Annotated in this window: 11 protein-coding genes and 1 pseudogene; 7 read left to right on the top strand and 5 right to left on the bottom strand. The window is 72.2% G+C overall.

The genetic code is table 11. The features are described from left to right. From BDW27_RS20180 to BDW27_RS20160, 5 genes are all read left to right on the top strand, one after another. Positions 1-417: ABC transporter permease (locus BDW27_RS20180; protein WP_233515847.1), on the top strand; the 417-nt coding region annotated here is incomplete at its 5' end. A 30-nt stretch (positions 418-447) separates the two neighbouring features. Beyond that, positions 448-1,452 carry a MoxR family ATPase gene (locus BDW27_RS20175; protein ID WP_199560716.1) on the top strand — a complete coding sequence of 335 codons (1,005 nt, stop codon included), beginning with the start codon at positions 448-450 and terminating at the stop codon, positions 1,450-1,452. Beyond that, complete coding sequence (locus tag BDW27_RS20170; RefSeq protein WP_110051033.1) at positions 1,452-2,582, top strand: DUF58 domain-containing protein; 1,131 nt, start codon at positions 1,452-1,454, stop codon at positions 2,580-2,582. The genes BDW27_RS20175 and BDW27_RS20170 overlap by 1 nt, the downstream gene beginning before the upstream one ends. Continuing rightward, positions 2,579-4,846, top strand: coding sequence for a transglutaminaseTgpA domain-containing protein (locus BDW27_RS20165; protein ID WP_233515863.1), 2,268 nt, complete (start codon positions 2,579-2,581; stop codon positions 4,844-4,846). Before BDW27_RS20170 ends, BDW27_RS20165 begins: the two co-directional genes overlap by 4 nt. Continuing rightward, on the top strand, positions 4,843-7,098 hold the full coding sequence (locus BDW27_RS20160; protein ID WP_110051029.1) for a protein kinase: 2,256 nt from the start codon (positions 4,843-4,845) through the stop codon (positions 7,096-7,098). Before BDW27_RS20165 ends, BDW27_RS20160 begins: the two co-directional genes overlap by 4 nt. 10 nt (positions 7,099-7,108) lie before the next feature. Here BDW27_RS20160 and BDW27_RS20155 read toward each other — a convergent pair whose 3' ends face one another. Both BDW27_RS20155 and BDW27_RS20150 read right to left on the bottom strand, forming a co-directional pair. Beyond that, positions 7,109-7,741 (bottom strand): MBL fold metallo-hydrolase, encoded by a 633-nt coding sequence (locus BDW27_RS20155; protein WP_110051028.1) that lies wholly within the window; start codon positions 7,739-7,741, stop codon positions 7,109-7,111. After that, positions 7,738-8,823, bottom strand: coding sequence for an S-(hydroxymethyl)mycothiol dehydrogenase (locus tag BDW27_RS20150; RefSeq protein WP_110051026.1), 1,086 nt, complete (start codon positions 8,821-8,823; stop codon positions 7,738-7,740). The genes BDW27_RS20155 and BDW27_RS20150 overlap by 4 nt, the downstream gene beginning before the upstream one ends. 265 nt (positions 8,824-9,088) lie before the next feature. Between BDW27_RS20150 and BDW27_RS20145 the strand changes: the two genes are divergently transcribed. Beyond that, positions 9,089-10,156, top strand: coding sequence for a medium chain dehydrogenase/reductase family protein (locus BDW27_RS20145; protein ID WP_110051024.1), 1,068 nt, complete (start codon positions 9,089-9,091; stop codon positions 10,154-10,156). A 147-nt stretch (positions 10,157-10,303) separates the two neighbouring features. Here BDW27_RS20145 and BDW27_RS28175 read toward each other — a convergent pair. From BDW27_RS28175 to BDW27_RS20130, 3 genes and pseudogenes are all read right to left on the bottom strand, one after another. After that, positions 10,304-10,561 (bottom strand): annotated as a pseudogene (locus tag BDW27_RS28175) (alpha/beta fold hydrolase); the annotation flags it as partial. A gap of 189 nt (positions 10,562-10,750) precedes the next feature. Continuing rightward, complete coding sequence (locus tag BDW27_RS20135) at positions 10,751-11,554, bottom strand: peptidoglycan recognition family protein (protein ID WP_110051022.1); 804 nt, start codon at positions 11,552-11,554, stop codon at positions 10,751-10,753. A 214-nt stretch (positions 11,555-11,768) separates the two neighbouring features. Then, a complete protein-coding gene (locus tag BDW27_RS20130) occupies positions 11,769-12,140 on the bottom strand; it encodes a DUF3817 domain-containing protein (protein WP_110051020.1) in 372 nt (123 codons plus the stop codon). A 147-nt stretch (positions 12,141-12,287) separates the two neighbouring features. On the opposite strand from BDW27_RS20130, the gene BDW27_RS20125 reads away from it, so the two are divergent. Beyond that, positions 12,288-12,680, top strand: coding sequence for a GNAT family N-acetyltransferase (locus BDW27_RS20125; protein WP_110051018.1), 393 nt, complete (start codon positions 12,288-12,290; stop codon positions 12,678-12,680). Positions 12,681-13,099 lie beyond the last annotated feature (419 nt).

Below are 13,099 nucleotides of genomic sequence, written 5' to 3'. Positions count from 1 at the left end.
GCCCCCCCCTCGGGCCCCGGGGGGGGGGGGGGGCCCCCGCCACAGCAGTGGCCCCCCGCCCCGGGCCCGGGGAGCCCCGAGCCGCCCGCCCCCACCCCGCTCCCCGAAGCGTTCCAGACCACACCCCACACCGAGCGCTACGTCCTCCAGGCCGACGCCCTCCGCCGTCGGCAGCTGCGTGCCGCCCTGCTGTACGGTTCCAGCCGCTACTGGCGCCAGCGCCACCACGTGTGGCCCTCGGTCGTCGTCGGTCTGATCGCCGCCGCGGTGCTCGCCGCGGGCATCGTGGTCGCGGGAGCCTTCCAGGCCCAGCGCGAACTCAACGAGCAGCGCGGGCATCAGACCCAGACACAGGACCCGAACACCCCGCTCGTCCCCCAGGAGCGCGACCCCGCGGGCCCGGACCAGACTCCCTGACCCGTCTTCCGTACCCCGAAGGACACCCCCGTGACCCTGCACGCTCCCGCAGCGCCGCTCTCGACGGACGAGGCGGCGGTCCATGCGGACGCCTTCGACGCCATGGCCTCCAACGTCGAGTCGGCGCTCCTGGGCAAGACCGAGGTGGTGCGGCTCGCCCTCGTCGCCCTCCTCTCCCAGGGACACCTCCTGCTGGAGGACGTCCCGGGCACCGGCAAGACGACCCTGGCCCGCGCCATCGCCTCCAGCGTCGACGGGATCTGGCGGCGGGTGCAGTTCACCCCCGACCTGCTGCCCTCCGACGTGACCGGCGTGACCGTCTTCAACCAGGCCACCCGCGAGTTCGAGTTCCACCCGGGACCGGTCTTCGCCAACGTCGTCATCGCCGACGAGATCAACCGGGCCTCGCCCAAGACGCAGTCCGCGCTACTGGAGGTCATGGAGGAGGGCGCGGTCACGGTCGACGGGGTCCGCCACACGGTCCCGGCGCCCTTCCTGGTGGTGGCCACCCAGAACCCCGTGGAGATGTCGGGCACCTACCGGCTCCCCGAGGCCCAGCTGGACCGGTTCCTGATGCGCCTGACCGTGGGCTACGCGGACCCGGCCGCCGAACTGGCCATCATCCGGGGGGACCGCCTCGTCTCCCCGGACGCCCTGCCCTCGTCCACGGACGCGGCGCGCATGGAACAGGTCCGGCAGGCGGCCCGCCGCGTGTACGTCGACGACGCCGTCTACGAGTACGTGCTGCGCGTGGCCCGCTCCACCCGCGACCACCCGGCGCTCAGCGTGGGCCTGTCCACCCGGGCGACCGTCGCCATGGCCCACACGGCCCGCACGCTCGCCCTGGTCTCCGGCCGCCCCTACGCCACCCCCGAGGACGTCAAGACCCTCGCGCAGCCGGTGTGGGCGCACCGCCTGGTGCTCTCTCCAGAAGCCTCCGTGGGCGGCCGCACCGGGGTCGACGTGCTCGCCGAGATTCTGTCGTCCACCCCGGCCCCCCAGCCGGGACACCCGGGGGCGACGGCGAACCGCTGATGCCGACCACGAGGGGATGGCTGGTGGCCGTCACGGGAGCGCTGCTCCTCACCGCGGGCACCCTGTCCCAGTACCAGGAACTCGTCCTGCTCGGAGCCCTGGCGGTCCTCGCCGTGGCCGTGGCCGCCCTGTTCGTGGGCCGCCCGGCGGCCGTGACCATGACCCGCTCCCTGCCCGGCGGCACCCGCACCACCCCCGGGCGCTCCGTGCGGGTCCACATGAGTGCCCGCAACACCGGGCGCCGCGGCCTGCGGATCAGTGAGCGGGTGGTGGGCCCCGACGGTGAACACGACGTGCCCCTGACCCCGCTGCCCGGGGGCGGCACCGGGGGATCGGACTACTGGCTCCAACCCCGGCGGCGCGGACTCATCGAACTCGGCCCCCTGCGTGCGGGCCGCTCCGACCCCCTGGGCCTGGCCAGGAGCACCCGCGACCACGGCACCACCGACCACGTGTGGGTCCACCCGACCTGGCAGTACCTGCGGGCCATCCCCGTGGGCAACGTCGCCGACCCGGACGGAGAGGTCGACGGGGCCCGGGCCGGAACGCTCACCTTCCACACCCTGCGTGACTACGCCCCCGGCGACGACCTGCGCCACGTCCACTGGCGCAGCTCCGCACGCCTGGACCGCCTGGTGGTGCGCGAGTACGTGGACACCTCCCAGACCCGGGTGTGTGTGATCGTCGACGACCGAGCCGCCCCCGAGGACGCCGCCCGACTGGACGAGGTCGCCGGGGCCGCCGCCTCCCTGCTCGCCACCGGAGTCCGGGCCTCGCTCCACTGCGAACTGCGGCTCGTCAGCGGACGCGGTCGGGACAGCGGCGGCGGCCTGCCCTCCCTGCTCGACCTGCTCGCCGAGGCCGCGCCCACCCGTGGACCGGACCTGGCCGACGCCCTCCACCTGGCCCGCACCCAGAGCCAGGGGGACACGGCCATCCTGGTCAGCGCAGGACTGGACGCCACCGACCTGCGCCTGTTCGGTCAGCTCGCCGACCGCTACTCCGGCCTCATCGCCGTGGTCGTCGGCCAGCAGGAACCGCCGACCTCACCCGACTCCGTCACGCTCATCGCCGCGGGCGACGCCGGGTCGTTCGCGGACCGTTGGAACGAGGCGCCGTGGGCACGATGACGGCTCCCGCCCCCGAACGGGCCGCGCCGCCCGTGTCCGGGCGTCCCTACCGGGCATCCCCGAGCACGCTCCTGGCCTGCGTGGGCCTGGTCCTGTCCACCGTCGCCGGCGGGGTGGTGGTCTCGGCCTCCTATGGCTCTGCCGTGACCCTCCTGGCCGTGCTCGCGGCCTGCTCCGTGGTATCCGTCGTGGTGGCGCTGGTCCTGCGCTCCCGCCACAGCGCTCTCCGCACGGTCCTGACCGGTGTTCCCCTTCCGCTCGCCAGCGTTGTGGCCGCCGCCGCGTGGGTGCCGGGCGAGGGGGACGGTGTCCTGCGCGGCGCGGGCGAGGCCCTCCTCCATTCCGGAGCGCGCATTCTCACCAGCACGGCGCCGACACCGCTCACCGTCGACACCCTGGCCCTGCCACTTCTGGCGACCTGGCTCACCGGCACCGCCACGGCTCTGGCCTGGCGTGCCGAACGCCGGGCGCTGGCCCTGCTCCCGGGGCTCGTTCTGCTCGTGGGCGCGGTCGTCCTCAACGGCCCGGCCGCACCCCCCGGGTTCACCGCGATCGGTCTGCTCGGCGTGGCCGCCGTCCTCATCATGTCCGCGCGTCCGGCCTCGAGGACCCACAGCGGCGTGGGATCTCCCTCCCTGGGCATCCAGGTGGACCAACGCCCCGCGGGGCCCTCCCCCGTCCGTGACGGCGTCATCACGGGGCTCATCTGCGTGCTCACCGCGACCATGGCGGTGCTCGGCGGACCGGCACTGCTCGCGGGCTGGTCCGCCGAACCAGGCGACCCCCGCGCGGTGCTGACCCCTCCGATGGACCCGCAGGAGGCCCTCAACCCGCTCAGCTACCTGCCCGGGTGGGCAGCCGAACCCGACGAGCACCTGCTCACCGTCGAGTCCGACCAGCCCGTGGATCTGCGCTGGGTCGCCCTCTCCGACTTCACCGGCACCACCTGGCTCCCCGAGAGCGGCTACCGCAGCGCGGACCAGGTCCTGCCCGCACCGGTGCCACCGCCTCCCGGGGCCGACGGGGACGTCACCGCGCGGATCAGCGTGGGCGAGGACCTTCCCGGCAGCTGGGCTCCGGTGGTGGGCGCACCCCGCCGGGTGGGACTCGACTCCCTTGGCTACGACGCCCTCACCGGCACCGTCGTCACCCGGGACGGCACCGTGGCCGGGCGCGACTACGAGGTGGTCGGCACGGTCGCCGACTGGTCCGGCGTCGACCTGTCCCGGTCGTCCCCACCGGTGGGGGACGTGTACGAGCTGTACCGGGAGCTGCCGCCCGGCGCCCCGCCCATCCTCGACGAGGTCGTGTCCGCGATCGCCGCCGAGGGCGACTACCACCACCGCGCGCGGGCCATCGCCGAGTACCTGCGCGACTCCCACACGTTCGACCCCGAGACCCCCGGCGGCCACGGCTACGCGCACATCGACGCTCTCCTTGCCGCCCCCGGGGGTCAGGGCGGTTCCGGTACCTCCGAGCAGTTCGCGAGCGCCTTCGCCCTGCTGACGCGCGCGGCCGGACTCCCCAGCCGGGTGGCGGTCGGGTTCGCGCCCGGGACCGAACGGGACGAGGGCGAGTACGAGGTGCGCACCGGCGACGCGCACGCCTGGGGCGAGGTGTACTTCGACGGTCTGGGATGGGTGCCCTACAACGTCACTCCCGGAGGGCGCGACGAGGGCGGCGCCGACGAAACCCCCGAGAGTGCGCAGGCCCCCGACGAGCCCGAGGCCGGTGAACTCGACTCCGGATCCGAGACCGAAAGCGACGGGCAGGCCGCTCCCGACCGCCAGGACACGACCGAGGGCCTCTGGGCGGTGGCAGCCTCCGGGGGAGCGCTCACCCTGGTCCTGCTGATCCCCGTCCTGCGCCTCGCTCGCAGGGCACGACGCCTGAGCGCGGGCACCCCCACGGACCGTGTCCTGGGAGCCTGGCGCGAACTGCGCGAGGCCCTCAGGATGGGCGCGGCCGATCTCGACACGGGGGCCACGGTCACCGAGACCGTGACGGCCGCCCGCGCACTCGTGCCCGACACGGCTCCTTCGAGCGGGCTCGACCACCTGGCCCGGGCCGTCAACAGCACGGGCTTCGGCGGCGGGGTCGGCGTCGACGCCCCGGCGGCCGAGGAAGCCGCCCGCGCGGTACGCGACCACCAACGCGCGGTGCGCAGGGCACGCCCCCGGTTCAGGAGACTGACCTGGTGGTTCGACCCCCGCCCCCTGTTCTGGCGGGACGGTCCGAGCCGCCGACGGAGAGGACGCCGATGAGCGGCGAGGAACAACACGACAGACTGGCCCCGGGGTTCCACTCCCCGGAGGTCCTGCACCGGGGAGCGGCCTCGACCGTCTACCGGGCCCGGCGTGACGGGGACGACGCCCCGGTCGCGCTCAAGGTCATGCGCGACGGGTCAGGCGCCAGGGAAGTGGACCGACTGGTCGAGCTGTCCGGTATCCCGGGCCTGGTCGGCGTCGTCGGCGGAGGCCGCACCTCGTCCGGCCGCGCCTTCGTCGCCATGAACCTGCACCCGGGGGACTACGCGACCGCGCTGAAGAGCCGGGGACCGCTGCCGGTCGGGGAGGTCCTGGCCGTGGGCCGCTCCGTGGCCGGGGCACTCGCCGCTCTGCACGCGCGTGGTCTGCTCCACCACCGGGTCCAGCCCGGAAACATCCTGGGGGCACCGGAGGGCGCCGTCCTTGCTGACGTCGGCGGTGTGCTCACCACCGAGGAGCGGCCCGAACCGGTGGGCCTGGACCCCGTGGCGGTCGCCTACGCCTCCCCGGAGGCGCTCAGCGGCCAGTACCCGCTGACCCCCGCCTCCGACATCTACCGGCTCGCGGCGGTGCTCTGGACCCTCCTCGCTGGGTACCCGCCCTTCGCGCAGGGGGCGGGCGCGGTCGGAGATCCGTTCACCTACCGGGAGCGGGCCCTCGCCGAGGACCCACCACGGCTGCCGCGCGCCGACCTGCCCGTCCGACTGCGCGCGGTCCTGGATCGAGCGCTGTCCAGGGAGCCCGGCCGTCGTCAGGACGCCACCGAGCTTGCCCGGGACCTCGCCGGGGACGCTCCCGCCGGAGTCGCCGATCCCGGAGCTGTCGCCGCCGAGTCCGCGAACGCCTGGGGGGTGCCCGGTGCGGCGCCCGGGGGTGGAATTGCGGGTGGGTCGGTCGCTGGATCTGTGAACCCTGTTCCTGCCTCGCAGCCGCAGACCAGAACCGGGGCCGTCGACTCGGCGAACGCCTGGAGTTCCCCCGTCCTTGGTCAGGGGAGTGCGGGGTCCCGTGACAGCCCTGAGGCCGAGGAACCTGGGACACGTGTTCCCAGAGGGCTGCCTGCTGGATCCGGGGCCTTCGATTCCGGTGCGACTGGTGCACGTCCGCAGGCCCAGGTCGCCGAGTCCGCGAACGCCTGGGGTGTGCCGGGTGCCGCACCCCGCACGGAGAAGGGGCTCCAGGGTCAGCAGGACGGACTGCGAACCAGTACCCCTCAGCCGGAGGCCCCAGGGGCCGGGGCTGACCCGGACACAGCGACGGGTTCCGGGGTTGATCCCGGTGCGGCTGGTGCGCTGTCACAGACCGGGACCGGAGCTGTCGACCCCTCTAGCATCTGGGGCGTGCCTGGCGCTGCGCCCGGCCCTGGGGAAGGCCTCACGAAACCGCTGTCCAGCCCTGAGTCCGGTGCCCCGGAGGACACCGGGGTCGGTGTTCCAACGGCCCCGGAGCCGCAGGCCGAACCGGGCGGTGACGAGACCTCCGCCTCAAGGCCGGACACCGGTGATGGAGGTGCAACACCGGCCTCGGCCGCGAGCCTCCTGGCGGACCACCCCGAAATCGCGTGGGCAGCCCTTCCCGGCTGGGCCGGGAGCGCCGCTTCCGAACCACAGGCCGCTGATTCGGGCCCCGGAGCGGCGGGGCCGGATCAGGCGCCCCCCGGTTCGCAGTGGGGTCCGGCCCAACCACCGGCCCCACCCGAACCGCCCAAGCCCTCCGAAGCCGCGGCCCGTCCCCAGGGGCCGACCACACGGCGGCCGCTGTTCATCGGTGTCACCGTCGTGGCCATCGCCTTCGTCGCCATCACCCTCGGCGCGGTGGCGGTCCTGCGCCCCGGCGCGGGCGGCGACCTCATCCAGCAGCTCCGACCGGAAGCCGCCGCGACTCCCGAGGAGCAGCAGCCGCAGTCCGGAGGGGAGACCGGGAACGCGGAGTCCCCCGACCCTCCGGCGCCTCCCGCCGGACTGGTCGAGGACTCCGCCCCCAGTGACGTCGTCCTGGAGGACACCGGGCACACCGTGACGGTGACCTGGACGGACAACACCGACCCCGCCGCCGCGCACCAGGTGATCGGAGGCCCCGCAGGGGAGACCCCCGGCAACCTCGCCGACGCCGAGCCGGGCTCCGGACAGGCGAAGGTCAGCGGACTCGACCCGGGCCGGGACTACTGCTTCGTCGTCATCGCCGTGCTCAGCGTGGACGAGATCGCTCCGTCGGAGCAGGCGTGCACGGAACGGGCCACCGCCTCCTGACCGGCCGGTCTCAGTGCCCCCGGTCCAGCCACTCCTGGAGGTGCGGGGCCTCCGCGCCGATGGTCGTGGAATCACCGTGCCCGGTGTGGACCGCCGTCTCCTGGGGGAGCGACAGCAGGCGGGTGCGGATGGAGTCCACGATGGTCGGGAAGTCCGAGAAGGACCGGCCGGTCGCCCCCGGGCCGCCCTGGAAGAGGGTGTCGCCACTGAACAGCACATCGAGTTCCGGGGCGTACAGGCACACCGCCCCGGGGGCGTGCCCCGGGGTGTGCAGCACGGTGAGCCCGGTGCCCCCGACCTCGATGACCTGCCCGTCGGCCAGCTCTGCGTCCGGGGCGCGGTCCGGGTGGGTCATGTCCCACAGCACCCGGTCCTCGGGGTGCAGCAGGATCGGCGCCCCGGTCGCGTCGGCCACCTCCGGCGCGGCGTTCACGTGGTCGTTGTGGCCGTGCGTGCACACCACCGCCACCACCCGGCGCCCGCCCACCGCCGTCAGGATCGCACCGGCGTCGTGCGGGGCGTCCACGACCACGACCTCCTCGTCGTCACCCACCAGCCAGACGTTGTTGTCCACCTCCCAGGAACCGCCGTCCAGGGTGAAGACCCCGGACGTGGTCAGATGTTCCACTCGCGCGTCACTCACAGTCGCACCACCGATCGCAGTACTTCGCCGCGCTCCATGCGGGCGAACGCCTCCTCGACGTCACCGAGCCCGATCTCCTCGGTGACGAAACCGTCCAGGTCCAGCCTGCCCTGTGTGTAGAGGTCGATGAGCATCGGGAAGTCCCGGGAGGGCAGGCAGTCCCCGTACCAGCTCGACTTCAGGGCCCCGCCCCGGCCGAACATGTCCAACAGCGGCAGTTCCAGGCGCATCTCCGGTGTGGGCACACCCACCAGCACCACGGTGCCCGCCAGATCGCGGGCGTAGAAGGCCTGCTCGTAGGTTTGGGGCAGACCCACCGCGTCGATCACCACGTCCGCGCCGAAACCGTCGGTGAGCGCGCGGATCGCCTCCACCGGGTCGCTCTCCCGGGCGTTCACGGTGTGTGTGGCGCCGAACCCGCGCGCCCACTCCAACTTGCGCTCCTCCAGATCCACGGCGATGATCCGGCCGGCTCCGGCCAGACGGGCCCCGGCCACGGCCGCGCTGCCCACGCCTCCGCAGCCGATCACCGCCACGGAGTCACCGCGCCCCACCCCGCCGGTGTTGATGGCGGCGCCGATCCCGGCCATGATCCCGCAGCCGAGCAGCCCCGCCGCGGCGGGTGAGGCGGACGGGTCGACCTTGGTGCACTGGCCGGCGGCGACCAGCGTCTTCTCGGCGAACGCACCGATGCCCAGGGCGGGGGAGAGTTCGGTGCCGTCCTCCAGGGTCATCCTCTGGTCGGCGTTGTGGGTGTCGAAGCAGTACTGGGGCCGTCCCCGCCGACACGCACGGCACTCCCCGCACACCGCCCGCCAGTTGAGGACCACGTAGTCGCCGGGTCCGACGTGGGTGACGTTGGCTCCCACGGACTCGACCACGCCCGCTGCCTCGTGCCCGAGCAGGAAGGGGTACTCGTCGTTGATCCCGCCCTCCCGGTAGTGCAGGTCCGTGTGGCAGACCCCGCAGGCCTGGACCCGGACCACGGCCTCTCCCGGGCCGGGATCGGGGACGACGATGGTGGTGAGTTCCACGGGTGCGCCCTTCGCACGCGAGATCACACCCTGGACCTGTTGGGACATGAAGACACTCCCTGAACCTCGTGGCCGCCAGTACCGGTGGGTACCGCCTCAGGTCACCCTGCCGCACCGCCCGGACACGTGTCCATCATCGGGGTGCGGGTCAGGGCTTGACAAAAAACAAGTGTGAGTGTGTACTCACAAACATACGACGGTCCGCTTCTCGGAATCCCCAGGCAGAGTCGCCCGGAGGTGGGTGGTTCCTGGGGTTTCGAGGTGCACTGTGGATAGATCAGTGAGTGAGTACTCACATATTTAGGAGCTCATCATGACCCGGAACGAACCCCGTACGAGTACCGGCGGCGCCGTGGACGCCACGGAGGTCCTGCTCCCCGGCCGCGTGGCACCCGAAGGGCTGGTGGTCCGCCACCGCAGGCTCGACCCGCCCGGGCCCGGCCAGGTCACACTGCGGATGGAGGCCACCGGCGTCTCCTTCGCCGAACAGCAGATGCGCCGGGGAAAGTACTTCGACCAGCCGTCCTTCCCGTTCGTGCCCGGCTACGACCTCGTCGGTACCGTCACGGAGGTCGGCCCCGGGGCGGACCCCGCCATGAAGGGTCGCCGCTACGCCGCCCTCACCAAGGTGGGCGCCTGGGCCAGCCACGTCCTCCTGCCCGCCGCCGATCTCGTTCCCGTACCCGAAGGGACCGACCCCGGCACGGCGGAGGCCCTGGTGGTCAACGGAGTGACGGCCTACCGCATGCTCCACCAGCTCGCCCGTGTCCGGTCCGGCGACACGGTGCTGGTCCACGGCGCCAACGGCGGGGTGGGCTCACTCCTCGTCCAACTGGCCCGCCACGCGGGAGCCACCGTCATCGGCACCGCCTCGGCCCGCAACGCCGAGGCCGTCCGCTCACTGGGAGCCACCCCGCTCGACTACCGTGAGCCCGACCTCCCCGGGCGGGTCCGGGCCCTGGCCCCGGACGGGGTGAAAGCGGTCTTCGACCACGTCGGCGGCCCCGGGCTGGTCGACTCCTTCGGGCTCCTCGCGCGCGGAGGCACCCTGGTCTCCTACGGCACGGCCTCCACCAGGGACGTGGTCGGCAACGCGATGCTCCCCGTGCTGCTGCTGTTCGCCCGACTCCTTCGGTGGAACACGCTCCCCAACGGGCGCGGCGCCCACTTCTTCAACCTCTGGAACGGGCACCGCAGGCGGGCGGACTTCCGGCGCAGGTTCGCCCGGGACCTGGGCACGGTCCTCGACCTGCACGCCGAGGGTGTCCTCGACCCGCCTGTCGCTGCCCGCGTGCCGCTGTCCGAGGTGGCTTCGGCCATGACCCTGGCCGAGTCGGGCACCGTGGTCGGCAAGGTCCTCCTGGTCCCCGACCAGCCCTGAGTCCCGCCCCCGTGATCAGCGCCGGAGGAAGTCCACCAGTGCGGCGGTCAGCTGCGCGGGTGCGTCCGACTGGGCGAGGTGACCGGCGTCCGCGATCGGGTGGGTCTCAACGCCCGGGATCAGCGCGGCGAGTGCCCGGGAACGCGCCAGCAGTTCGGTGAACACCCGCCCCTGGGTCGCCAGGGACACGCTCTGACCCGTCCGCATCTCGGAGATTCCGTACCCGGGCATGTCCCAGAAGTACACCCGGTAGCCGGGTGCCAACGCCGCGGCCACGTCCCGCCACACGTACGACGAGAACGGCGTCCCGTGCAGCAGCACCACCGGCTCTCCCGAGCCGACGGCGCCTCAGCGCACCGCGCCCGCGCTCGACGCGAACTCCTCCGGAACCGCCTGATCGGTCATGCCCGCCCCCTGTCGTGTTCCTGGTGGCCTCGAACGAAGCGCCGCGATCGTATCCGGGAGGTCTGGCAAACCGAGCGTCAGCGGCGGGTGGGGAAAAGGGAGCGGCGCCCGACCTCCGTCGGGCGCCGCCACTGACTGTCTGACCGGATCCTGAGTGACGCCGAACGGGGAGACGTCCTCACGGATGGGTCAGCGGGTGAAGTCGTCGGCCCCTCGGCCGGGACCGTGGACGAACTCGCGCAGGGGCTCGTCCCTGGGCACGGGCGGGTAGGTGGGGCGGTCCTGGGCGGGCACCGTGCGAGTGCCGATCTCCAGTCCCTGGGCCGCCATCACGCCGGTGACCGCGTTGCGCAGATCGGGCAGCATCGCGTACAGCACGTCACCGGGGCAGGCCGTCGCGTTGAAGTCCCGGTGGCCGAGGATCGCCTCCTGCGGGTTGAGCCCGTAGGCGCCGCACAGCCAGGCCAGGGTGGACACCAGGGAGTCCGTGAGGGCCTGGGTGGGGCCCTCGTCCATGTAGGTGCCCTCGTTCTCGATGCCCACGCACGTGCTGTTGTTGTTGGCCACGTGCGAGCCCACGCAGTGCTGGCCCTCGCGGACGGCCGGGACGGCGCGGTCACGGCCCTCCATGATGTGACCGCCACGGCTGATGGTGAACTGCTGGCCCGCATCGGCCCAGCCGTTGCTGTCCATGTGGAAGTTCTGGATGGAACGGGACAGTGCCAGCGCGTGCGCCTCGGAGTGATCGGCGCTGTTGGGGGTCGCGGTGTGGTGCACGACCACGAAGCTGGGCGGGGTCGCCAGGACCTGGATGGGGGTCGACGGGGGCCGGGCGCCCCAGTCGGCGCGGAAGTACATCGGAGGTTCGGCGGCCGAAGCCGTGTCGGCGTACGCGGTGGAGACGCCGAACGCGCCTCCGGCCAACGCCGCGCCGGAGGCGACGGCCGCGCCTCGAAGGACCGTGCGCCGGTCCGGTCCGTTTCGCTGTGGCATGGGGGAGACCCTTCTGATGGGAGCCGGTTACTTGCCAGTTCACAACTGAACATGGATGGCTCGCCGTACGCAAAGGGTCACTTACGAGATTCTACTGTCCGATATCGGACAAAATGTAAACCCCTTACCCCTCTGTTCAGTAAGAGAACGCTGGGGTAAGGGGCGACCTTTGTTGCTGGTGTTTCCTGACGTGTTCCGACACGCCGCGATCCGGTCAGGTGACCTTCGCGGGCTCCTCGGCGTCCGTGCCCCGAGTCCCGTCCGCCGCGCGCTCTGCCGGGTCGGTCAGACGCCCGGTCCGGTGCAGCCACCAGTCGGCGGGCAGCGTGCCCAGGGGAGGGATGGACGCGGCCAGCGCGACCAGGGTCGGCCACACGCCCCAGTGCAGACGGTAGGCGGCGACCAGGGCCACCACCACGTAGACCATGAACGCGCCGCCGTGAACCGGGCCGAAGATCTGAACGCCCAGTTCGCTGCCGTTGCCGAGGTACTTGAAGTACATGCCGACGAGGAGGCCGGCCCAGGTGAAGGCCTCGAAGACGGCCACCACACGGAAGGTTCGGGCGATCAGGGTCGTGATGCTCAACGGGGTTCCTCGGGCTTGTCGCTGTTCGGGGAGGGTCCCGAGGGACTCCCGGGCCGCAACCAGGCTAGGTCACCCCAGACGGGACCCGGTTTCGGGGGCGACTGTTGACATTCCGCAGGGGAGCGAGACCCCGAGTACCGTCTCCCCATGCAGATCCAGGTTCGCTGCCCCGTCGACGATGGGGAACTCTCCCGCCTCCACGCCGACGCCTTCGGGCACGAGCCTTTCCTGGTTCCCTGGTCTGAGCGGCTGGAGCGTCACAGCCGCTCCTGGGTCGGGGCCTTCGACGAGGGAGAACTCGTGGGCTTCGTCCACGCGGTGTGGGATGGGGGAGCGCATGCCTTCCTCCTGGACACGGTCGTTGCCTCTGGTCACCAGCGTCGCGGGGTTGGTGGTCGTGTTGTCGCCGCGCTCATCAGCGACCTCCGAGTATTGGGTATCGAGTGGCTGCACGTCGACTACGAACCGCAACTTGAGGGCTTCTACGAGGCCTGCGGTTTCCGCCACACTCGAGCGGGACTCCTCCGCGTCTCGGGGTGAGGCGCCGCCATGTGCTCATCGCAGGGGATGCAGGGTTCATCCCCGGATTGGGGAGGGGGCGATCAGTTGGGCCGTACTCGCCTGGTTCCGAGCGGATCGTTTCTCGTGTCGCGGCTGATCACTGTCGTCGGCGAAAAGCGGCAGCGAGGCAAACAGCACCCCCAGGTCTGTGCCGATCGGGGCCCGTGTCGCGGCCGGTCACTGTCGGCGGCGAAAAGCGGCAGCGAGGGAAGCAGCCCCCCAGGCCTGCGCGGATCGGGGCCCGTGTCGAGGCCGGTCACTGTCTGGGGCGTTTTACATAACACACCCAGACGCTGTTTTCAGGGTTATCCACAACCCCTTTTCAAGAGAAAGAAACCTGGCATTCCAGGCCACATTCCCCCTTGTCTTTCTATTCTCTTTCCTTGTATTCGCGCATA

Origin of the sequence: Nocardiopsis sp. L17-MgMaSL7 (assembly GCF_003182025.1) — a bacterium.
In the GTDB taxonomy this organism is placed as follows: Bacteria; Actinomycetota; Actinomycetes; order Streptosporangiales; family Streptosporangiaceae; genus Nocardiopsis; species Nocardiopsis prasina.
The sequence above is the reverse complement of the archived record's forward strand: the minus strand, read 5'-3'. Positions and strand labels throughout refer to the sequence as shown.